Origin of the sequence: Bifidobacterium sp. B4081, from assembly GCF_026537335.1 — a bacterium.
In the GTDB taxonomy this organism is placed as follows: domain Bacteria; phylum Actinomycetota; class Actinomycetes; order Actinomycetales; family Bifidobacteriaceae; genus Bombiscardovia.
Window position 1 is genome coordinate 217,030 of the sequence record NZ_JAFNMM010000001.1, and the last position, 20,663, is coordinate 237,692.

Here is a 20,663-nt window from a genome sequence, read left to right on the forward strand (position 1 = left end):
GTCGTCGAAAGCTCGGATCAACCAGCAGTAAGTGATTAGGTCTAACCTACCTGCGCTCCTGACCTTGGATATCAAACCATAGGGAATTGCGCTAATTCTCCTCTGCGTCCAGTAGCAACACACCTTGGGGCGGGTTGCTGTCGATGGCTCCAACGGTCTCGTGCGGCAGGTAGGGCTCCTCCATGGAGGCGATCTCCTCGGGTGTGAGCTCCAAATCCAGCGCAGCCACGGCATCGTCAAGATGACGGGCCTTGGTGGCGCCGATGATTGGTGAAGCGATCCCTTTGACCCACTGCCAGGCGATGGCTACCCGGGCCATAGGAACGTTGTGCTGCTCTGCCACTTCTTGTACACGATCGATGATGGTCAGGTCGTTGTCCTCGGCCCGGTCATACTTGCCGCGCGAGACCTTATCAGTCGAGCTGCGCAGGGTGTCGGCGGTCCATGTGGGCCGTGTCAGATGGCCAGCGGCCAGAGGGCTGTAGGGGATCAGGGAGACATCCGTCTTTATGCAGAAGGGTACTAGATCCTTCTCGTCCTCCCGATAGAGCAGGTTGTAATGGTTCTCCATGGCGCTGAAGGGGGTCCAGCCGTTGTCTCGGGCGACCCTTTGCATGTCCTGAAACTGCCTGGCGTACATGGCCGATGCGCCCAGCGCTCGCACCTTGCCAACCTGGACCAGATCGTTCAGTGCTTCCATGGTCTCCTCGATGGGCGTTTCATAGTCGAACCTGTGGATGATGTAGAGATCCAGGTAGTCGGTACCCAGCCGCTTGAGCGTGCTATCGATCTCCCGATGGATGGCCTTGGATGAAAGTCGCCCCTCATTGAAATAGACCTTAGAAGCAATGACAACCCGGTCGCGGCTTGTATGCTTTCTAAGCGCCTTTCCCAGATACTCTTCGCTGGTTCCGGCCGAGTAGCCGTTGGCCGTGTCGAAAAAAGTAATGCCCAGGTCCACGGCATGGGCAACGACCACATCGGTCCCTTTCTCGTCCAGGGTCCAGTCGTGCATAGTGCCTCGTTTGCCGAAGCTCATGCATCCCACGCAGATTTTCGATATATCGATGCCCGTTTTGCCTAGTTGCGTGTATTGCATTCGGATGCCCCTGTCCTTCCTTGGTACAGATGCAATCATGCTAGCAAGTTCGAGTCGGTGAAAGGGTACTTTGCGAAGGAGCATCCAAGCTTTTATTGCTTACATGCTACGAGCTTTAACTGGCATGATAGAAGCAATGAGCTGGAATATGAGCGAATTCAGTTTCTAATTTCATTAGTAGCAAGGGTTGGGATTTGTGTTGTGACCTTTTGGACAAACTATGTTGAGCAGATAATATCTAGGATTCTTCTGCACTGCCATCTTTTGACTTGGTAGTAGCAGCCTTTCCGACCGACGGCTATTGGGATCAAACATTAAGCGTACTTATTGGCCTTATAGGGATTCATCTACTTTGCATAAGTAGGGCATAATATAAGGGGTATACGCAAAAGCTACAGCGGGAAAAATTCCGGCAACTCTACTTTCATAAATTGCCCAGTATGCCGAACTTGCGACAGCACACGCCTCTATTTCCAAGATTATTTGCTGGTGACGTGCAGTGTGTGAGCTGGAAATGGGGTACTCCATGTCGACCAAACAGCTACAAGGGCCACGGCATGCAAAGTCCGGAGTATTTTCTCCTTTGCCTGTGTTCGAGGGCGACACCGCCGAAAACGCCGATAACTCCAGCGCGTTTAACCAGAGATTTGATAGCAAGCACGAGCCCATCTACCAGTCCTATGGACATCGGTACCGTTCTCCTTGGGAGAATTCTTGTATTATGCACCTCATTAAATAAATAATAAGATACGACAGCAACGTCGATGTTCAGCTGAAACATGTCTTATTTCATCTTACCGAAGCGACATTGATTTTATATGCTGATTCCTATAGTTGAGTAGTTTATTCAAATAGCAGTAGGGTGCAAAAGTGAATGGTGGTTGTGTCAGGTCCGGCGGAATAATTCATCTGATCCATGACTCGTTCGGTCATGTCACCCTTAAATGTGCCGGGGATGTCTTCACCCATAAAGTTATTGATATGGATTGGGCAGTTTTTTCCATTTGCTGGCTTTTCACAGGCTTGCTGGCGATGCTGCGTCATTCGACGAATTTATGGAAAGTGCTTTGACAGTGGTTTGTTTAATAGGTTAGGTTCTATATATTCATCCTGAGCAGATATAAAAGTGGAATGTCACATGATTCATATGACAGTAGTTTCTACAACTGATGAACATCGGTATTGTTGGCTCATGTGCTTTATGCAGGACTGCGATTTTTAGCTGGTTAGACAGCTTTTAGTTTCCAGTTTCATGCGATCACGAGAGTTCTCAGGTTGATCAACGTATATAATCATCCGCGTTTTATCGATTCCTTGGACGTGTTTGTTGTTACCTTGTGCGATGAATCTGATTGGCCCGTAATCCCACGAGGGCTAGAATGTCTACGTCTGAATATGAATATGGCGGCGCACCTCCTAGTCAGTGTGTACGCCGCCACAGCTTTCAGACATTTGGGGTTTCCGCCTTTATCAGAAACCCCAACCTTTATTTAATGATTTGATTCGCTTTAGCCTGGCGCACAAGATTATTGACTCGTGTCCGCTCGCTTTTTCCATAGGTTTCCTTTGTGGAGAGAATTCCGATCAAGCCTACAAGAGCAGCGGCCATATAGAGCATGGAGGCTCCTGGCCACCCGAAGGCATTTACCATAGCCGTCGCCAGCATAGGGGCGAAACCTCCTAGCGCGGCAGCTACTTGGTAGCCGAGGGATGCACCTGAAGTGCGAGTGGAAGTTTTGAACTGCTCGGTCAAGAGCGACCCTTGTACGCCTGTGAATGAGGCATGGATAATCCCAATCCCTATGATAAAAACTATGGTAATCAACACTGGCTTGTGATCATTAGTTAGCAAATACATGGGGAAGGCGAAAGCTAAGGCGGCAATACAAGCTGCAATGTAGATGGGTCGCCTTCCGATATGATCAGTCAAACTGCCGGCAAAAAAGGTGGCAAAAATAGCTACGATGCTGGCTATGGTTATGGCGTTCAGCGCAACCGGTCGCATATCGGGCTCCTGTTCCGAGATGTAGTTCAGGAGGTAGGTGGCGGTCAGATAGTATGCAAATGATTCTACGATTCTTAATGAAATCACCCGTAGAATACCCTTCCAATCCCGATGTACTGAGGTAGCCAGTGGGTTTTTTTCGGTCTTTCCGCTGGCTTGAGCCTCTTGGAATTCAGGGGATTCTGAGAGCTTGGACCGAACGACTAGACCGACGACGACTAGTAGTGCGCTCAGTAAAAATGGTATGCGCCAACGCCAATCACCAGGTAGGAAGGCACAGAGGGCAAACATTCCGGAAGCGAGAGCAATGCCCAATGGATTCCCGGATTGGGGTATTGCGCAGTACATGCCTCGCTTGTTCCAAGGAGCGTGCTCGTAGGCCATAGTTATGGCTCCACCCCATTCGGCACCAAAGGCAAGCCCTTGTACCATGCGGATTAATGTAAGGATGATTGGAGCTGCCAGACCGATAGTCGCATAGGTCGGCATTAGACCAATCAGAAAGGTAGACCCTCCCATGACTAAGAGGGCACCCACGAGTACTGGTTTCCTGCCATATTTATCGGCTAGATAACCGCCGACTGCTCCGCCGACGGGACGCATGACAAAGCCGACTGCCAAGGTTGCAAAGGCCAGCATAGTGCTGATGAAGCGGTTTCCTGCAGGGAAAAAATCAGTGCCAAAATACAGAGCTGCTGCTGTGCTGTAAGCTATGAAATCATAGTTTTCCACACAGGTTCCTATGCCTGCAGCGATGGATGTCTCTAGTCGGTCTTTTGAGCCTAAGACCTTTTCTTCTTGTCCGGTTGATGCCTGTTTCACTTTGATTTCTCCTCTTTTTCTCTGCGGCCCCCCGTAATCTCCATCCGATCCATGGCATTGAGTTTGGCCACACGTCTACGGGTATCCTCGTCATCGTCGAAACGTGCGTTGAGAAATGCGAGGACAATATCTGGAACCAGGGCATGAGGGACAAGCCAGGCCCCCATAGCTATCGCATTGGCGTTGTCGTGCTCAACTGATTGATGGGCCGAGTAGGTCTCATGAGCGAAACCACAGCGAATACCTGGAATCTTGTTGGCTGCCATGACACCGCCTTGCCCGGTGCCGCAGACTAGAATGGCGCGTTCTGCCTCTCCGGTCACGACCTTCTTGCAGGTCGCTTGCGTAACGTCGGGGAAATCAACCGGATCAGTGCTGTCGGTGCCGCAATCAATCACCTGATGACCAGCTGCCTCAATTGCCTTTCTGACTTCACCTTTGAGAGGGAATCCAGCATGATCAGCCCCTAATGCTACTTTCATTGTTTCTTTCCTTTCTTTGATTTTGAGAGAAAGACTTCCCCTTCCCTCATGACTTTTCTTCAGGTTGTGCTTCAGCGAACGGTAGGGTATGCAGCTTGAAAAAGACAGATCAAGTGGAGCGATCGATGAACCTGGTAGGGATCTTTTTGGATTCCACACTCTTGCCCTGAATGAGCTTGATCAGTCCCTTCGCCCCTTCTCTGCCAATTGAAGTCGCGTCGTTGCGAACAGCACTGACGCGAGGGCTGATAAAGTCAAACCACTCCATGTCGTCGAAGGAGACGACTTCAATCTGCCTTGCTTCTTCGGTATTTAAGCAATCATGCAATGCATGGAGTATGCCTACTGTCGTCTCGCCGTTAGCGCCTATTATGGCCGAAGGTTTCAGGCCTGAACGGATGATGTTTTGAGCAGCACGATAGCCGCTCTCTGCTAAGAAGTTGCCTATCTGAACCAGCCTAAGATCAGGATCGAATCCGAAACGATCTCTGCTTTCTATAAAGGTTCTATACCGTTCCAAGCCCGTTGATATGGTAGTAGGACCCGAAACAAATGCCACCTTTCTATGCCCGCGCTCGTGGAGGTATTGCATGATCTGATTCATGCCTTGGGCGTTGTCTGTACCAAAATATGGGGCCTCTATACCTTCAAGGAGACGATTGAGTAGAACCAGTGGAGTTCCTGTTTCCATGAATGATCGAATATGAGGAGTCATAATGCCTTGGGGAGAGAAAAGGACCCCATCAACTCGCTGCTGGGAGAAGACCTGGACAATCTCATCAGCAGTATCGGCATCTTCGTTAGCATTGCCGTAGACAACCATATATCCAGATTTACGGGCTTCTTTTTCTGCAGAAAGAGCTAACCGAGCAAAAAATGGATTGCGAATATCAGATATGAGCAAACCCAGAATGCTAGTCCGTGCACGCCTAAGTGATTGTGCTGGGCCATTAGCGACGTAGCCCAATTGTTTAGCCGCTTGCATGACTTTTGCCCGAGAATCGGCTGATGTATGGGGGCTTTTGGAAAGCACTCTAGAAGCGGTTCCTAGAGATACCCCGGCCTTTGCGGCCACATCTTTGATGGTTATCATTCGGTCACCTCGCTGTGGAAACGTTTCCATATCTTATTAGTTTCAATTAGTACCACATCTGCTTGTTGAAGGCAATTTCTTAGGTTGGAGTCACAGAGCTGATATTTTCGATTCAGGCTACCTGATTCGTAAAAAGACGCATAGTTACCAGCTGACCCTTAGATGTAGAAGTTGGTAGCGGCAGATGATCTCACATTGTTCATTGGCCTAGGCAACCGAATATTAAATAGTAATATGAGAAAAAATTTCGATTTTGCATCAAAATGATATCTTATTGAGTAAACAACCCCGCTGATGAGGATGTGTATTTTGATTATTTTTATCAAACTTTTGCAACGGATAATTTAGTGCATCTTTACGCGTGCTACGGAATATGAGCGCTATTACCTGGAGATCGTTACTAGGCAACCGAATTTGATGACAAGCTTGTAGTCTGTTTATAACCGTCGTTTTTATTCTCTTCGCCGCACAAAATGATTGGGTATCAGTTTGCTCAACAGGCTAAGGAATCTTAGACGGATTCGTACTGCCTTATAGATTAAGTTCACCTTGCAGTCAATACAATAATAATTAATCATAAGTTAGCCAAATAGGGTGTGAGCAAAAACAAGGGCTCGGAATCCAAACAATTCCGAGCCTATTAGTAGCGGGGTCAGGATTTGAACCTGAGACCTCTGGGTTATGAGCCCAGCGAGCTACCGAACTGCTCCACCCCGCGTCGGCTGTTCAACACAGCAGTTATCTATATTACGGCTTCCATCGCCCTTGTCAAGTCCGTGCGTGGGCATTCGTATCCAGGGGGATAATGGGAGCCATGCCTATCACCATCCCCACCGGATTGCCGGCCAGATCCATCCTGGATTCGGAGCGTATCTTCGCCCTGGAAAGCCACGAGGCGGAGCGCCAGGAGATGCGTCCGCTCAGGCTGGTCATCCTCAACCTGATGCCCACCAAGGTGGAGACCGAGACCCAGCTGCTGCGGCTGATCTCCAAGTCGCCACTTCAGGTGGAGATCGACTTCATGAAGACTTCAACCCATCAGGCCGTGCACACAAGCATGGATCACCTGGTCAAGTTCTACGAGAATCTGGATTCCTTCCAGGGCAATTGTTATGACGGTCTTGTCGTGACGGGCGCTCCGGTGGAGCAGATGGACTTCGAGCAGGTCGACTACTGGGAGGAACTTACCCACATTCTGGACTGGGCGTCTACCCACGTCTTCTCTACTATGTATCTGTGCTGGGGAGCCATGGCCGGGCTCTACCACCGCCACGGCATCGCCAAGCGCGACCTGGATCGCAAGGTCTTCGGGGTCTTTCCTCAGTATCTGCAGGACGAGTACTGCTTCATCACCAATGGCTTCGACGAGATAGCCCTGCAGCCCCACTCCCGCTGGGCCGGGGTGGACGAGGACCAGGTGCGGGCCTGTCCGGATCTGCAGGTGCTGACCTGGGGTCCCCGGTCTGGCCCGGGGCTTATCAGCACCCGGGATTTCTCAGAGATTTTCGTGCTGGGTCACTGGGAGTACGACCGCGACACCCTGGCCCGCGAGTACCAGCGCGACATGGCCAAGGGCCTGGACCAGGTGCCTTTCCCGGTCAATTACTATCCTCACGACGATCCCACGCTGGAGCCGGTCTTCTCCTGGCGGGCCCATGCCAATCTGCTCTGGCGCAACTGGCTGAACTGGGTCTACGAGACCACCCCCTACGACTTGGACCAGGTGCCGACCTTGCGGGCGGCGGGCCGTCTAGGCACGGACCGGTCCGTCAGACACGCGCCTGAATGCCCGCGGGCTGACGGATACCGGCCCATGGCGGGTGATGGGTACGGGCTTGTTCCCGGCGCTGTTGACTGTCGATGAAGATTGGACGAATTTCGTCATCAGCCTGTCCACACCGCGGAGCAAATCCTGCCCGCAAACGCTATCTGTGACACACTGGTTGAATCCATGGTCGCCGTTGTGTGGGTACACTATCGACACGGTGCAGCCATGAGTCGCACACGCGCTATAGTGTTCACTGTGTCGTTCAGGAGGCGATAGATGCTAGAGGCAATGGGAAGTGGAGCTTTCAGTCTGGCCATGGCCAAGCCGAGCGAGCTGCCTTCCATCGAGGATTTCCTGCCTCCTGAGATTCTTTTCCAGGGAACGCCCTTCGCCATGAACCGGATCATCCTGGTCAGATTCGTGGCCATGGTCATCATCCTTCTGGTGCTGGGAATCACCGCCGCAAGGGCCAAGCTGATCCCCTCCCGCTGGCAGGGGGCCATCGAGTGGGTCATCGAGTTCATCCGTGACTCGATCGTCTATGACACCTTGGGCGAGATTCGCGGCAAGCGCTACGTGCCCATGATTACGACCATCTTCCTGACCATCTTGGTCTTCAACCTATGTGGCATTGTGCCGGGCATGAACATCGCAGCCACTGCGACCATCACTATGCCATTGGTCTTCGCCATCTGGACTTTCTGCCAGTACATGGTGACGGGATTCCGGGAGCAGGGTGTCTGGGGCTATTTCAAATCGGAGCTCTTTCCGGCTGGAGTGCCTTGGCCTCTCTATATCATTCTGACGCCCATCCAGCTTCTGGAGATGGTCATCGTCAAGCCGGCCTCCCTGACCATTCGACTCTTTGCCAACATGATCGCCGGCCATCTACTGGTGGCGGTCAGTCTGGCCTTCACCCAGTTCTACATCATTGAGGCCGGCAACAAGTCCCTGGCCCTGGCTGGCGTAGGCTGGTTCGCTCTGGGCTTCGCCTTGACGGCCTTTGAAATCTTCGTGGCGGCCCTCCAGGCCTACATCTTCGCTATCCTTACCACGGTCTACATCTCCATGAGTTACCCTGAAGAAGGTTGAGGGGAAAGGACAAGCCGCGGTTGGCGTTACAGGCCGTCGCAGCCCACATATTCGTCGGTTCCGACCAGTAGACGGGAGTCGGGGCTGAACCACAATCCAAGAACCGGCAACGGTGGAGGAAAGGAAAATAAATGGACATCATCACACTTGCTGAGGTCTCCGGCAATCTGAGCATCCTGGGATACGGCATTGCAGCCCTCGGCCCCGCGCTGGGTTTGGGCATTGCCGTCGGCAAGACCGTCGAGAGCATGGCTCGCCAGCCTGAGATCAGCGGGAAGCTGCGCACCACCATGTTCATCGGCTTGGCTTTGATCGAGGTGCTGGCCCTGCTGGGCTTCGTGGCGCTCTTCATTGCCTGAGCCGTGCGATTCTTGCATGATCCGGCTTAGATAAGGGAAAGGAGGAGCCAATGTACGCTCTAGCGGCAGACAAGGGGATTCAGCTGTTCATTCCCCAGCTTTATGACATTGTGTGGTCGCTGGTCATCCTGGTCATCCTGGCCGTCTTCTTCTACAAGTTCTTCATGCCCAAGTTCCAGGCCATCTTTGATGAGCGCTCGTCCAAGATCGAGGGCAACATCCAGAAGGCCGCTAAGGCTCGTGAAGAGGCGGATCAGGCCCGCAAGCAGTATCAGGATCAGCTGGGCAAAGCTCGTGTTGAGGCTTCCCAGATCCGCGATGACGCCCGTGCCGAGGCCTCTAGGATCGTGGCCGATGCCAGGACCCGGGCCGAGACCGAGGCCAACCAGATCACTGAGAACGCCCAGCGATCCCTCAAGTCCCAGCAGCAGCAGGCGCTGGTCTCGCTCAAGGGCGAGGTGGGCACGCTGGCTACGGCTCTTGCCGGCAAGATCCTGGGCTCGCAGCTTCAGGATGATGCCGTGCAGTCCTCCATGATCGACTCGATCATCGCGGACCAGGGTGGACAACCCTCGGACAAGCGGCAGGCATGATGACTGATCAGAGGACGACGGGCGCGCCCGTCTCGCGAAAGGGGAGGTGACATGCGAGGAGAGACTTCGCTGAGCTCCGATAAGGAGACCAGGGCCAAGTATGCCCCCTTGCTCAAGAGCAAGGGGAAGGATGCCCTCCGCGTGGCCATGGAGCTCTATACCTTCGTGACCCTGCTCGATGCCAACAGACCCCTGGAGCGTGCGCTGACCGACCCCTCCCGTCCGGCTGAGGACAAGTGGCGTGTGATCGACACCATCCTGGCTGACAAGGCTGATCCTCTGACCGTGGATATCCTCCATGATTTGACTGATCATCAGTGGAGCCGTGTGGTGCACATTGCCAACGCGGCCGAGGACATGTCGGTGGATGCCACTGCTTATTACGCCGATGCTCTGGGCATCACCAACCAGGTGGCCGGCGAGCTGGCTGAGATCCATTCGGCCCTGCTCGGGATGCCTCTGGTGCTCTTCCGGCTCTCCGACGAGTACAGTGATTCCAAGGCGCGAGCCGACCTGCTCAGAGCGCTTCTTGATGGGCAGCATATGCATCCGGTTACCGAGCAGATGGCCCTGAACGCCACCATCGATCTGCGCGGGCGGCGCTTCCCTGACACCATCGTTTGGTTGGTGGATCGCTTCTCTGAGCATATGGATCAGATCATGGTCACCGTCACCACGGCGGTCTCCATGAATGACCAGCAGGTCAACCGCCTGCAGGAGGTCTACGGGCGCAAGCTTGGTAAGCCGGTCCACATCAACTCGGTGGTCGATCCCTCGGTCCTGGGCGGTATGAAGGTCCAGTATGGATCGGTCTCTACAGACGGCACGGTGGCTACGCAATTGAAGCACCTGAAGCGGCGCATGGCCGTGGCAGGATGAGCGGAGAACCGACAGACTTGAACAAGAACAGAAATAAGGAGTGATCATGGCAGAAATGACCATTGATCCCGCCGTGGTGCGCAAGGCACTCGACCAATTTGTCGAGTCCTACAAGCCGACGGACACCCCCACCCAGGAGGTGGGTTACGTTCGTACGGCCGGTGACGGCATTGCGCATGTGGTGGGACTGCCTGGTTGCATGGCCAACGAGCTGCTGACCTTCGAGGACGGCACGCTTGGTCTGGCTTTCAACCTGGACGCCCGAGAGATCGGCGTGGTCATCCTGGGCGACTTCGCAGGTGTCGAAGAGGGCCAGGAAGTCCACAGGACCGGCGAGGTGCTTTCGGTGCCCGTCGGCGACGGCTATCTGGGGCGTACGGTCAACCCCCTGGGCGAGCCCATCGACGGCCTGGGCGAAATCAAGAGCGAGGGCCGCAGAATCCTGGAGGCTCAGGCTCCTGATGTCATGCATCGGCATCCCGTTGACGAGCCCCTGGCTACCGGCATCAAGGCCATTGACGCCATGACACCTATCGGCCGCGGTCAGCGCCAGCTGATCATCGGCGACCGGCAGACCGGCAAGACGGCCATCGCCATCGACACCATTATCAACCAGAAGCGCAACTGGGAGTCAGGAGACCCCAAGAAGCAGGTCCGGTGCATTTACGTGGCCATCGGTCAGAAGGGCACCACCATCGCCTCGGTCCGTTCCTCTCTGGAAGAGGCCGGCGCCATGGAGTACACCACCATCGTGGCCTCCCCGGCTTCCGACTCCGCAGGCTTCAAGTACATAGCCCCCTACACTGGTTCGGCCATTGGACAGCACTGGATGTACGGCGGCAAGCACGTCCTGATTGTCTTCGACGACCTGAGCAAGCAGGCTGAGGCCTACCGGTCCATCTCCCTGCTGCTGCGTCGTCCGCCGGGGCGCGAGGCTTATCCTGGCGATGTCTTCTACCTGCATTCGCGTCTGCTGGAGCGCTGCGCGAAGCTCTCCGATGACCTGGGAGGCGGATCCATGACCGGTCTGCCCATCATCGAGACCAAGGCCAACGACGTTTCGGCCTACATTCCGACCAATGTGATCTCCATCACCGACGGCCAGATCTTCCTGCAGTCCGATCTGTTCAATGCCAACCAGCGTCCCGCTGTGGACGTGGGCATCTCCGTCTCCCGCGTGGGTGGCGCCGCACAGACCAAGGCTCTCAAGAAGGTCTCCTCGACCCTGAAGATTTCGCTGGCCCAGTACCGCTCTCTGCAGTCCTTCGCCATGTTCGCCTCTGATCTGGATGCGGCCTCCAAGGCCCAGCTGACCCGTGGTGCCAGGCTGACCGAGCTGCTCAAGCAGCCTCAGTTCACGCCTTATTCCATGGAGAAGCAGGTCGTCTCCGTCTGGGTAGGCACCCACGGCAAGCTGGATGATTTGGACCTGGAGGACGTGCTGCCCTTCGAATCCGGGCTCCTGGACTACCTGGACCACAACACCGACATCCTCAAGACCATCCGCGACACGGAGGACTTCACAGACGATACCGAGAAGGCCCTGGACAAGGCCGTGGATGAGTTCGCCAAGACCTTCGTGACTCACAAAGGCCAGACTCTGGACGGTCACGAGGCCGATCAGGATCAGGAGCAGCCGGTGGCCGTCCAGCAGGAGAAGCTGGTAGCCGATGGCAAGAGCGGCAGCAAGGCCAGGAAGCGGTAGACCATGGCCTCACAACTCGCATTCAAGTCAAGGATCGCCTCCACTTCGGCATTGGAGAAGATCTTCAATGCCCAGGAGATGATAGCCTCCTCGCATATCGCCAAGGCCAGAACCGTGGCCCTGGAAGCGAAGCCTTACTCCGATGCGATCTTCGATGCAGTCCAGGCCCTGGTGGCCCACACGGACGACATCCGCCATCCCATTGTCAGGAAGGACGAGAAGAACCCACGCGTGGCTGTGCTGGCTCTGACGGCCGACCGTGGCATGGCCGGGGCCTATACCTCCTCGGTCATCCGCGAGACGGAGTCTCTGCTGACCCGACTGGACCAGCAAGGCCGACAGCCCCAGCTCTTCGTCTATGGTCGTCGTGGCGTCTCTTACTACCGCTACCGTAACCGCAGCATCGTCAAAACCTGGGAAGGCAACAGCGATCGGCCCGGCGTGGATGTGGCTAGGGAGATCTCCCAGGCACTGCTGGAAACCTACATGACTCCAGCGGCCAAGGGGGGCGTCTCCGAGCTCTACATCGTCTTCACTGAATTCATCAACATGGTGGTGCAGAAGGTTCGGGTGCTGCGCATGCTGCCTCTGGAGCTGATCAGACCGGACCAGGAGCAGCCTGAGGAGGCCATTGATGCCCCCGTGCCGAACGACGAGCATGGAAGCCAGGGTGACCGCTATGCGGGCCTCTACGACTTTGAGCCAAGCCCGCAGGAGGTGCTGGATGCCGTTCTGCCCAAGTACATTCAGTCGCGTATCCATGAATGCCTGCTCACCTCGGCCGCCTCGGAGACCGCCAGCAGGCAGAACGCCATGCACACCGCCACCGATAACGCCAAGGGGCTGATCGACGACCTGACCCGCAGGCTCAATGCCAGCCGTCAGGCGGCCATCACGCAGGAACTTACCGAGATCGTCGGCAGCGCCGATGCGCTCAACAAAGAGGAAGAGTAGGAACGCCAATGGTTGCACAGCAAGAACAGCCGACCACAGCGAGCCACAAGCCGGATTCGGCCTCCACGGGGCGCGTCACCCGAGTCCAGGGTTCGGTCATAGATGTGGAGTTCCCGGCAGGTCACCTGCCGGACATCTACAATGCCCTGACTGTGAATCTGAACAAGTCCTCGGACACCGAGGGCGAGTCGCTGACCACCATCATGCTGGAGGTGGAGCAGCACCTGGGTGATTCCACCGTGCGTACGGTGGCCCTGAAGCCCACGGATGGCCTGGTCCGTGGTGCCACGGTCACCGATACGGGAGGCCCCATCGAGGTGCCCGTAGGGGATGTGACCAAGGGGCACGTCTTCGACGTGGCCGGCAACATCCTCAATAAGAAGCAGGGTGAGCAGATCAAGGTCACCGAACGGTGGCCCATCCATCGCAACCCTCCTGCTTTCGATCAGCTGGAGTCCAAGACTCAGATGTTCGAAACCGGCATCAAGGTCATCGATCTGCTGACTCCCTACGTTGAGGGCGGCAAGATCGGCCTGTTCGGCGGCGCAGGTGTGGGCAAGACCGTGCTCATCCAGGAGATGATCCAGCGCGTGGCGCAGAACCACGGCGGCGTCTCCGTGTTTGCGGGCGTGGGCGAACGCACCCGTGAGGGCAACGACCTGATCGGCGAGATGGAAGAGGCCGGCGTGCTGGAGAAAACCGCGCTGGTCTTCGGCCAGATGGACGAGCCCCCGGGGACCCGTCTGCGTGTGCCACTGACCGCCCTGACCATGTCGGAGTACTTCCGCGACGTGGAGAACCAGGATGTGTTGCTCTTCATCGACAACATCTTCCGATTCACCCAGGCCGGCTCCGAGGTCTCCACCCTGCTGGGCCGCATGCCCTCGGCCGTGGGCTACCAGCCCAACCTAGCCGACGAGATGGGTGCTTTGCAGGAGAGAATCACCTCAACTCGTGGCCATTCGATCACCTCCTTGCAGGCCATCTATGTGCCGGCCGATGATTACACCGACCCGGCCCCGGCCACCACCTTCGCCCACCTGGACGCCACCACCGAGCTCAGCCGTGACATCGCCTCCCAGGGCATCTATCCGGCTGTGGATCCGCTGGCATCCACCTCCAGGATTCTGGACCCGCGCTATGTGGGGCAGGCCCACTACGACTGCGCCAACCGGGTCAAGGCAATCCTGCAGAGGAACAAGGAGCTCCAGGACATCATCGCTCTGATCGGCATCGACGAGCTGGGCGAGGAAGACAAGACCACCGTCAACCGCGCGCGCAAGATTGAGCAGTTCCTGGGCCAGAACTTCTATGTGGCCGAGAAGTTCACCGGCCGCAAGGGTTCCTACGTGCCTGCGGACGAGACCATTGAGGCCTTCACCCGCATCTGCGACGGCGCCTACGACGACGTGCCTGAGCAGGCATTCTCCGGCATCGGCGGCATCGACGACCTGGAGCACAAGTGGCACGATATGCAGAAGGAATACCGGTAGTCATGGCGGACACAGGCAAGGCCTCCATGCAGGTCAACATCGTCTCGGCAGACAGGCCCATCTGGTCGGGTCAGGCGCGGTCGGTCACCGTGCCCGGCACCAAGGGGTCCATGGGCATCATGCCCGACCACGAACCGGTGCTAGCCCTGCTGCAGGAGGGCAACATCCGGGTTCAGGCCACCGACGGCGGTCGTCAGTCCTTCCATGTGGACAGCGGATTCGCCTCCTTCGACAGCAACAAGCTGACTGTGGCCGTGGACCACTACCTGGAGGATGCCGATCAGGGACAGCAGTCCTGACTTCCTCTCCTTTCCCCCCCGGCCGGTGCACTTGCATCGGCCGGGTTTTTCTTTCCCGCCGCGGAACAGCGACTGATATATTGGCACCTGTGCGAATCATTGTTGCCGACTGCTCCGCCGAATACTCCGGGCGTCTCAATGCCAGCCTGCCGCCGGCCAGGCGCGTTCTGCTGATCAAGGCCGACATGAGCTGTCTGATTTTTTCGGAGCTGGGTTCCTACAAGCCCCTGAACTGGATGTGCGCCCCCTGCACCATCAGGGAGATCGAACCCGAGGAGGCAGGCAAAGAGGGCACGGGCACCAAGGCTGATTCCGTCGCCGGGACTGGATCGGATGAGGTAGTCGAAGCTGCCGCGCCCGATGCGCTGATCGCCCAGGAGCAGGATCAGGACCAGACTCGGCCTGTCCGTAGAGTTCTGCGTGTTTCGGCCGTGAAATCCAGTGATGTGCTCACCATCAGGCTCTACCAGGTCTATGCCGACGACAGCTATGATCTGGGGACGGACCCGGGATTGGTCAAGGACGGTGTGGAAGCGCACCTGCAGCGTTATCTGGCCGAACAGATCGACCGCATCGGCCCGGGAGCCACCCTGGTGCGCCGGGAGTATCCCACGCCCATCGGCCCAGTGGACATCATGGCCGTGGACAGCCAGGGGCGGCATGTGGCCATCGAGATCAAGCGGCATGGCGGCATTGACGGGGTGGAACAGCTGACCCGCTACTGCCGCCTGCTTAACCGCGACCCCCTGCTGGCCCCTGTTCGTGGAATCTTTGCAGCCCAGACCATCACCCCCCAGGCCAGGGTCCTTGCGGAGGACAGGGGATTCGAGTGTCTGATTCTGGACTACGAGGCTATGAAGGGCGCTGACAGCGATGAACTGACCCTCTTCTGAGGCAGTTTTCGGTCTTAAATAACATGTATGTAAGATAGCTCACATATATGCTCTCTTAGATCCACAAGACTTGAAAGGCTACTAGATATTGGGGTTGACGGCCTGACACGCCACTACCTGTGGTATTGTGCTCGCGCCTGGGAGTGTGTAGAGTGCAATCATCAGGTTCCAAGAAGAGGGCTATAGAGCTTGGAACATCACGGCTACATGTAAGGGAGAGGCGATCATGTCCATCACGGTCTACACCAAGGCGCACTGTCCCCAGTGTGATGCCACCAAGCGTCAGTTGACCAAGCAGGGGCTGGAATTCGAGCAGGTGGATTTGACCGAGGATCAGACCTTGATCGACCAGTTCATCGCCCAGGGATTCAAGCAGACCCCCATCGTAGTCACTGACCAGGAGACGTGGAGCGGGTATCGCCCCGATCTGATCAGGAAGGCAGCACAGAGCGTCAAGGTTTTTGCCTGATCAAGGCACTCGGAGCCCGGTTCACGGATATGTGGACCGGGCTTTTTTGTTAGCTTGGTGAGCAGTAGGGTTGATCGAAAATACAGTGTGCGCCTACTTGGTTGGTAGATGCCAGGTAGGCAAGATTTGCAGGTGTCGGCCAGTCTTTGCCGGCTAGGGCCACCCTGCCCGCACTGTCCAGTTGCTGGATGGTTTCAGTCTCATGATGAATCGCCGTCCGGGTGGTTGTGAGAGCGGATGATAACGCGGTATCCGGTATTCGTATATCGAAAAGCAAAGAAAGACGGCTCGCGTTCTCTAGGATTGTCGACTGTATGTCGCAGTGGCGGGAAGCGGGCGAGAAGCAGTGAAGAGGAGACGATGAACAGGACGAGGGCAAGTAGGGAGGTGAGGGCATGAATTGGACTTTCATGGCGCAGAATCTGCACTTCTTCGTCAATGCGGCCTATGTAACGGTCTTCATCTCCTTCTTTGGCGTGGTGTTCTCCATGCTGATCGGGCTGGTCTGCGCCGGGTTGGAGGTCTTCAGGATCCCCCTGCTCTCGCAGTTGGCAAGGGTATATATCGAGCTGTCAAGAAACACCCCGCTCCTGGTTCAGCTCTACTTTCTCTATTTTGGGTTGCCCAAGCTCGGGGTCAACTGGAGCGCCCAGACTTGCGCCATCGTCGGGCTGGCCTTCCTGGGCGGTTCCTACATGGCCGAGGCCATGCGCGGTGGGTTCGAGGCCGTGCCCCAGGTGCAGATCGAGTCAGCCCGTGTCCTGGGATTCACGCGTGGGCAAACGCTGTCGAGGATCGTGCTGCCTCAGGCCCTGAGCAGCGCCATACCGGGCGTGGTAGCCAACATCATCTTCCTGATCAAGGAGTCCTCGGTGGTCTCGGCCATCGCTCTGGCCGATGTCATGTATGTCACCAAGGACCTGATGGGCACCTCCTACGACACCTACGAGTCGCTGACCCTGCTCATCGTCACCTACCTGGTCATCCTGCTGCCCATCTCCGTCATCGGAACCGTTCTTGAGCGGAGGTTCGACTATGCACGGCGTTGAGGTGCTCTTCCAGCCAGGGGTCATGCCCAGGCTCTTCCAGGGGCTCTGGGTGACCGTCTGGATAGCCGGCGTCTCGGTCCTGCTCTCCCTGCCCCTGGGGTTGGTAGTCGGATGGCTGATGACCCGGCGCAACCGCCTGATCCGCTTCCTGATGAGGATCTATTTGGACTTCATCCGCATCATGCCCCAGCTGGCCCTGCTCTTCATCGCCTTCTATGGGCTGTCCAGGGCATGGAACCTGAATCTGGATGCCACCGGCGCCTGCCTGCTGGTCTTCGTGCTCTGGGGTGGGGCCGAGCTGGGCGACCTGGTCCGCGGGGCCCTGGAGTCCATTCCCTGTACCCAGGTGGAGTCGGCCTACGTGCTGGGACTGAGCTCCTGGCAGACCTTCTCCAGGATCATCCTTCCCCAGGCCCTGCGCCGACTGCTGCCGGCCAGCGTCAACCTGGCCACCAGGATCGTCAAGACCACCTCTCTGGCCGCCCTGCTGGGCGTCATCGAGGTCATCAAGGTCGGCCAGCAGATCATCGATGCCAACCGCTTCGCCTACCCCCAGGCGACCCTGTGGATCTATGGGGTGATCTTCTTCATGTATTTCTTCATCTGCTGGCCCCTGTCCCTGGTGGCCCGGCATCTGGAAAAGAGGTGGGCCCATGACTGAGGGGCAAACGACGGCGAATCAGCCACAGGATGACCAGGAGGAAGGGGCGGTACTGACCGTCGAGCACTTGGTCAAGCAATATCCGCAGGCGCAAAGCCCTGTGCTCAATGACATCTCCTTCCAGGTGCCCAAGGGCAAGGTCTTTGTGGTCCTGGGCCCCTCGGGCTCAGGCAAATCCACCCTGCTGCGGACCATAGCCGGATTGGAGCCCATACAGGGTGGCCGGATTCTTCTGGATGGTCAGGAGGTGGAGACCGGTCATCCCCTGGGCAAGCACAGCGGAGGTCCTGGCGGCCTGATGTCAGGCACCCGCAGCTCTGACCTGCGCACCAGGATCGGCATGGTCTTCCAGAGCTACGACCTCTTCCCCAACAGAACCGTGCTGGACAACGTGACCCTGGCGCCCATCCTGGTGCAGAAGCGCAAGCGGGACCAGGCACGGCAGGAGGCTCTGGAGCTGCTGGATCGAGTGGGTCTGGCCGACCGCCGGGATGCCTGGCCCAGCCAGCTCTCGGGTGGCCAGCGGCAAAGGGTGGCCATCTGCCGGGCGCTCATCCTCCATCCTGAGATCATGCTCTTCGACGAGGTGACCGCGGCTCTGGATCCAGAGATGGTCCGCGAGGTCCTTCAGGTCATGCTGGAACTGGCCGACCAGGGGCTGACCATGATGATCGTCACCCACGAGATGGCCTTCGCCAGGGGCATCGCCGACCATATCGTCCTCCTGGATGGAGGCGTCCTGGTCGAGCAGTCCGACGATCCAGAGGCCTTCTTCACCCACCCGACAACTGACCGGGCCCAACGCTTCCTGTCCACCTTCACCTATGAGCGCAGGCGGGATCAGGACCAGGATCAGAAGTCCTGATGAGGACTTCGCATATTCGTCCGGCGGCCTTCGCCGGAACCGTCCCCAGGGGCGGCCATAGGAAAGAGAACAGGAAAAGAGGGATCATGACCGCAAGGGTAATGAACCGATTGATACGGGCGGCGCTGGCCACGGGGGCGACGATCGCGATGATGGCTTCCATGGCGGCCTGCGGCCCTTCGGCGGCCACCCCCAGTGACGCTGGAAGCGGCTCGGCAAACAACTCCGGTTCCTCGGCAGCATCAGGGTCTGCACGCACCCCGGAGCAGATCACCAAGTCCGGCAAGCTCAAGGTGGCGGTCTTCACCGACAAGGCCCCATTCGGCTACGTGGACAAGGACGGCAAGAACCAGGGCTACGACGTGGTACTGGCCGAGCGCCTGGCCAAGGACCTGGGCGTCAAGCCCGAATACACCTCGGTGGACCCAGCCGCCCGTGTGGATGTGCTGTCCAGCAACAAGGTGGACGTGGTTCTGGCCAACTTCACCGTCACCGATGATCGCGCTCGCAAGGTGGACTTCGCCAAGCCCTATATGAAGGTCTTCCTGGGCGTGGTCTCGCCGGATTCTGCGCCGATCAAAGATGTCAAGGAGCTCAATGGCAAGACCCTGATCATCGCCAAGGGCACTACGGCTGAGCCTTACTTCGAGCAGCACTACCCTGAAGTCAAGTTGCAGAAGTATGACCAGTACGCGGATGCCTACAACGCCCTGCTGGACCACCGTGGCGACGCTATAAGCACCGACAACACCGAGGTGCTGGCCTGGGCCAAGGCCAACAAGGGCTTCTCGGTGGGTATCACCAAGCTCGGGGACGAGGCGGTTATCGCCCCGGCTGTGCGCAAGGGGAACAAGCCCTTGCTGGACTACATCAACAAGGAGCTGGTCAAGCTGGGCCAGGAGCAGTTCTTCCATGAGGACTACCGCAAGACCCTGGAGCCGGTCTACGGCAGTGCGGCCAACCCCGACGAGATCGTAGTCGAAGGCGGCAAGGACTGACCTGGTCGTCTCGCTTATCACAGGGGCCCGTGCCCATCCAGTCGCATTTGGATGAGCACGGGCCCCTATTTGCCTGAGTTGGTGGATTGACAGGTCAGTAGGCGGCCAGGATGTCAACCACGAAAATCAGGGTCGAGTTGGCCGGGATCTTCTGCTGTTGCTGGCTGCCATAGCCCAGGTCGGGCGGAACTATCAGAAGAACCTGAGAGCCCACCGTCTGGCCGGCCAGACCCTGCTGCCAGCCCTTGACCACTTGGTCCAGGCTGAAGTCGCTGGCCTGACCCCGGTCCCAGGAGGAGTCAAACTGCTTGCCGTCGGAGGCCAGCCAACCGGTGTAGTTGGCGCTGACGCTCTGATGCTGGCCGACCTTGGCCCCCTTGCCCTTAATCAGGGGCTGGACGACCAATCCTCCCTTGGGCTGGTAGCCGTTGAGGTCCAGAGAGGGCTTGCCCTTGTCATCCAAACTGATTTTTGGCAGGTCGCTGGGCAGGTCGGTCACCTTCTGACCCTGGGCGCGGGTCAGGTTCTTGGACCTGGAAACGAAGGTCAGGGCCATGATATAGGAGCTGGTCGCCTGACTGCTGCTGCCGGAACCTGACTCATCGATGCCTACGGCAACGGTCGAGTTGACCTTGAGGCCCTTGAAGGTGTCATAGTATGCGGGGATGGATTTCTTGCTGATGACGATGGAGCACTCCGGGCTGCTCTTGTCCCAGGTGGAGTTGATCACCTTGCCGGTTTTTGCATCCAGGGCCAGGCTCCTGGTGCATACGCGATCCCCGTCGCGGATGACCTCGCCATCGCCTTTCTGGATGACCTGATGGGTCTGGTTCTCGACCTTGAAGGGTGTCTTGAAGCTGATGTCGGGCTTGCTGCCAAGTTTGCCACTGGCCGATACGCCCTGCATGGTGTCGCCCGGGTGGCCGCCCCCGTCAGATTTCCCGCCGCAGGCTGACAGTCCAAAAAACAGGGCCAGAGCGGTCATAGCGCCCAGCAGACGCTTGCTGCGTGAATTTCTTACGATGATGGTCATAAAAGATCAGTTTAGGGCTTGTGGGCGATTTCCCGGTGGTGGAAACCAGATC

21 protein-coding genes and 1 tRNA gene are annotated in these 20,663 nt (G+C 57.1%); 15 read left to right on the forward strand and 7 right to left on the reverse strand.

What is annotated here, in order from left to right; all coding sequences use genetic code 11:
• Positions 1 to 91 precede the first annotated feature (91 nt).
• The 6 genes from J3T92_RS00870 to J3T92_RS00895 all read right to left on the reverse strand — a co-directional run bounded on the left by J3T92_RS00870 (position 92) and on the right by J3T92_RS00895 (position 6,219).
• The gene (locus J3T92_RS00870; RefSeq protein ID WP_267442767.1) at positions 92 to 1,099 is read right to left on the reverse strand and encodes an aldo/keto reductase; all 1,008 of its coding nucleotides are present in this window, start codon (positions 1,097 to 1,099) and stop codon (positions 92 to 94) included.
• An 843-nt stretch (positions 1,100 to 1,942) separates the two neighbouring features.
• A complete protein-coding gene (locus J3T92_RS00875; protein ID WP_267399303.1) occupies positions 1,943 to 2,143 on the reverse strand; it encodes a hypothetical protein in 201 nt (66 codons plus the stop codon).
• 442 nt (positions 2,144 to 2,585) lie between these two features.
• Complete coding sequence (locus tag J3T92_RS00880; protein ID WP_267399304.1) at positions 2,586 to 3,926, reverse strand: MFS transporter; 1,341 nt, start codon at positions 3,924 to 3,926, stop codon at positions 2,586 to 2,588.
• Positions 3,923 to 4,408: an RpiB/LacA/LacB family sugar-phosphate isomerase gene (locus J3T92_RS00885; protein WP_267399305.1), complete on the reverse strand. Its 486-nt coding sequence runs from the start codon at positions 4,406 to 4,408 to the stop codon at positions 3,923 to 3,925. The genes J3T92_RS00880 and J3T92_RS00885 overlap by 4 nt, the downstream gene beginning before the upstream one ends.
• A gap of 109 nt (positions 4,409 to 4,517) precedes the next feature.
• Complete coding sequence (locus J3T92_RS00890) at positions 4,518 to 5,501, reverse strand: LacI family DNA-binding transcriptional regulator (protein WP_267399306.1); 984 nt, start codon at positions 5,499 to 5,501, stop codon at positions 4,518 to 4,520.
• 644 nt (positions 5,502 to 6,145) lie between these two features.
• Positions 6,146 to 6,219: transfer RNA gene (locus J3T92_RS00895), tRNA-Met, on the reverse strand.
• A gap of 96 nt (positions 6,220 to 6,315) precedes the next feature.
• On the opposite strand from J3T92_RS00895, the gene J3T92_RS00900 reads away from it, so the two are divergent.
• From J3T92_RS00900 to J3T92_RS00970, 15 genes are all read left to right on the forward strand, one after another.
• Positions 6,316 to 7,365, forward strand: a complete 1,050-nt coding sequence (locus J3T92_RS00900; protein ID WP_220236370.1) for a homoserine O-succinyltransferase — start codon at positions 6,316 to 6,318, stop codon at positions 7,363 to 7,365.
• A 180-nt stretch (positions 7,366 to 7,545) separates the two neighbouring features.
• Positions 7,546 to 8,361 carry a F0F1 ATP synthase subunit A gene (atpB, locus tag J3T92_RS00905; protein WP_254478242.1) on the forward strand — a complete coding sequence of 272 codons (816 nt, stop codon included), beginning with the start codon at positions 7,546 to 7,548 and terminating at the stop codon, positions 8,359 to 8,361.
• 131 nt (positions 8,362 to 8,492) lie between these two features.
• Positions 8,493 to 8,720 carry an ATP synthase F0 subunit C gene (gene atpE, locus J3T92_RS00910; protein ID WP_254478243.1) on the forward strand — a complete coding sequence of 76 codons (228 nt, stop codon included), beginning with the start codon at positions 8,493 to 8,495 and terminating at the stop codon, positions 8,718 to 8,720.
• A 50-nt stretch (positions 8,721 to 8,770) separates the two neighbouring features.
• Positions 8,771 to 9,313 carry a F0F1 ATP synthase subunit B gene (locus tag J3T92_RS00915; protein WP_267399307.1) on the forward strand — a complete coding sequence of 181 codons (543 nt, stop codon included), beginning with the start codon at positions 8,771 to 8,773 and terminating at the stop codon, positions 9,311 to 9,313.
• Between the two features lie 51 nt (positions 9,314 to 9,364).
• On the forward strand, positions 9,365 to 10,192 hold the full coding sequence (locus J3T92_RS00920) for a F0F1 ATP synthase subunit delta (RefSeq protein WP_267399308.1): 828 nt from the start codon (positions 9,365 to 9,367) through the stop codon (positions 10,190 to 10,192).
• Positions 10,193 to 10,238: 46 nt separating this feature from the next.
• Positions 10,239 to 11,897: a F0F1 ATP synthase subunit alpha gene (gene atpA, locus J3T92_RS00925; protein ID WP_220236366.1), complete on the forward strand. Its 1,659-nt coding sequence runs from the start codon at positions 10,239 to 10,241 to the stop codon at positions 11,895 to 11,897.
• A gap of 3 nt (positions 11,898 to 11,900) precedes the next feature.
• Positions 11,901 to 12,851, forward strand: coding sequence for a F0F1 ATP synthase subunit gamma (locus tag J3T92_RS00930; protein WP_220236365.1), 951 nt, complete (start codon positions 11,901 to 11,903; stop codon positions 12,849 to 12,851).
• Positions 12,852 to 12,859: 8 nt separating this feature from the next.
• On the forward strand, positions 12,860 to 14,344 hold the full coding sequence (atpD, locus tag J3T92_RS00935) for a F0F1 ATP synthase subunit beta (protein ID WP_267399309.1): 1,485 nt from the start codon (positions 12,860 to 12,862) through the stop codon (positions 14,342 to 14,344).
• 2 nt (positions 14,345 to 14,346) lie between these two features.
• A complete protein-coding gene (locus J3T92_RS00940; protein WP_254478247.1) occupies positions 14,347 to 14,643 on the forward strand; it encodes a F0F1 ATP synthase subunit epsilon in 297 nt (98 codons plus the stop codon).
• 89 nt (positions 14,644 to 14,732) lie between these two features.
• Positions 14,733 to 15,536, forward strand: a complete 804-nt coding sequence (gene nucS / locus J3T92_RS00945; protein ID WP_267399310.1) for an endonuclease NucS — start codon at positions 14,733 to 14,735, stop codon at positions 15,534 to 15,536.
• Between the two features lie 226 nt (positions 15,537 to 15,762).
• Positions 15,763 to 16,005 carry a glutaredoxin-like protein NrdH gene (gene nrdH / locus J3T92_RS00950; RefSeq protein WP_267399311.1) on the forward strand — a complete coding sequence of 81 codons (243 nt, stop codon included), beginning with the start codon at positions 15,763 to 15,765 and terminating at the stop codon, positions 16,003 to 16,005.
• Between the two features lie 395 nt (positions 16,006 to 16,400).
• Positions 16,401 to 17,054, forward strand: coding sequence for an amino acid ABC transporter permease (locus tag J3T92_RS00955; RefSeq protein ID WP_121915025.1), 654 nt, complete (start codon positions 16,401 to 16,403; stop codon positions 17,052 to 17,054).
• Positions 17,041 to 17,715, forward strand: coding sequence for an amino acid ABC transporter permease (locus tag J3T92_RS00960; protein WP_267399312.1), 675 nt, complete (start codon positions 17,041 to 17,043; stop codon positions 17,713 to 17,715). Before J3T92_RS00955 ends, J3T92_RS00960 begins: the two co-directional genes overlap by 14 nt.
• Positions 17,708 to 18,580 (forward strand): amino acid ABC transporter ATP-binding protein, encoded by an 873-nt coding sequence (locus J3T92_RS00965; protein WP_254478249.1) that lies wholly within the window; start codon positions 17,708 to 17,710, stop codon positions 18,578 to 18,580. Before J3T92_RS00960 ends, J3T92_RS00965 begins: the two co-directional genes overlap by 8 nt.
• 86 nt (positions 18,581 to 18,666) lie before the next feature.
• Positions 18,667 to 19,578: a cysteine ABC transporter substrate-binding protein gene (locus tag J3T92_RS00970; RefSeq protein ID WP_267399314.1), complete on the forward strand. Its 912-nt coding sequence runs from the start codon at positions 18,667 to 18,669 to the stop codon at positions 19,576 to 19,578.
• A 94-nt stretch (positions 19,579 to 19,672) separates the two neighbouring features.
• Here J3T92_RS00970 and J3T92_RS00975 read toward each other — a convergent pair whose 3' ends face one another.
• Positions 19,673 to 20,611, reverse strand: coding sequence for an FKBP-type peptidyl-prolyl cis-trans isomerase (locus J3T92_RS00975; protein ID WP_267399315.1), 939 nt, complete (start codon positions 20,609 to 20,611; stop codon positions 19,673 to 19,675).
• Positions 20,612 to 20,663 lie beyond the last annotated feature (52 nt).

Excerpts from the sequence above, each read along its gene's own strand:
- J3T92_RS00870 (WP_267442767.1), bottom strand. The coding sequence starts at position 1,099 with ATGCAATACACGCAACTAGGCAAAACGGGCATCGATATATCGAAAATC.
- J3T92_RS00875 (WP_267399303.1), bottom strand. The coding sequence starts at position 2,143 with ATGACGCAGCATCGCCAGCAAGCCTGTGAAAAGCCAGCAAATGGAAAA.
- J3T92_RS00885 (WP_267399305.1), bottom strand. The coding sequence starts at position 4,408 with ATGAAAGTAGCATTAGGGGCTGATCATGCTGGATTCCCTCTCAAAGGT.
- J3T92_RS00890 (WP_267399306.1), bottom strand. The coding sequence starts at position 5,501 with ATGATAACCATCAAAGATGTGGCCGCAAAGGCCGGGGTATCTCTAGGA.
- J3T92_RS00900 (WP_220236370.1), top strand. The coding sequence starts at position 6,316 with ATGCCTATCACCATCCCCACCGGATTGCCGGCCAGATCCATCCTGGAT.
- atpB (WP_254478242.1), top strand. The coding sequence starts at position 7,546 with ATGCTAGAGGCAATGGGAAGTGGAGCTTTCAGTCTGGCCATGGCCAAG.
- atpE (WP_254478243.1), top strand. The coding sequence starts at position 8,493 with ATGGACATCATCACACTTGCTGAGGTCTCCGGCAATCTGAGCATCCTG.
- J3T92_RS00915 (WP_267399307.1), top strand. The coding sequence starts at position 8,771 with ATGTACGCTCTAGCGGCAGACAAGGGGATTCAGCTGTTCATTCCCCAG.
- J3T92_RS00920 (WP_267399308.1), top strand. The coding sequence starts at position 9,365 with ATGCGAGGAGAGACTTCGCTGAGCTCCGATAAGGAGACCAGGGCCAAG.
- atpA (WP_220236366.1), top strand. The coding sequence starts at position 10,239 with ATGGCAGAAATGACCATTGATCCCGCCGTGGTGCGCAAGGCACTCGAC.
- J3T92_RS00930 (WP_220236365.1), top strand. The coding sequence starts at position 11,901 with ATGGCCTCACAACTCGCATTCAAGTCAAGGATCGCCTCCACTTCGGCA.
- atpD (WP_267399309.1), top strand. The coding sequence starts at position 12,860 with ATGGTTGCACAGCAAGAACAGCCGACCACAGCGAGCCACAAGCCGGAT.
- J3T92_RS00940 (WP_254478247.1), top strand. The coding sequence starts at position 14,347 with ATGGCGGACACAGGCAAGGCCTCCATGCAGGTCAACATCGTCTCGGCA.
- nrdH (WP_267399311.1), top strand. The coding sequence starts at position 15,763 with ATGTCCATCACGGTCTACACCAAGGCGCACTGTCCCCAGTGTGATGCC.
- J3T92_RS00955 (WP_121915025.1), top strand. The coding sequence starts at position 16,401 with ATGAATTGGACTTTCATGGCGCAGAATCTGCACTTCTTCGTCAATGCG.
- J3T92_RS00960 (WP_267399312.1), top strand. The coding sequence starts at position 17,041 with ATGCACGGCGTTGAGGTGCTCTTCCAGCCAGGGGTCATGCCCAGGCTC.
- J3T92_RS00965 (WP_254478249.1), top strand. The coding sequence starts at position 17,708 with ATGACTGAGGGGCAAACGACGGCGAATCAGCCACAGGATGACCAGGAG.
- J3T92_RS00970 (WP_267399314.1), top strand. The coding sequence starts at position 18,667 with ATGACCGCAAGGGTAATGAACCGATTGATACGGGCGGCGCTGGCCACG.
- J3T92_RS00975 (WP_267399315.1), bottom strand. The coding sequence starts at position 20,611 with ATGACCATCATCGTAAGAAATTCACGCAGCAAGCGTCTGCTGGGCGCT.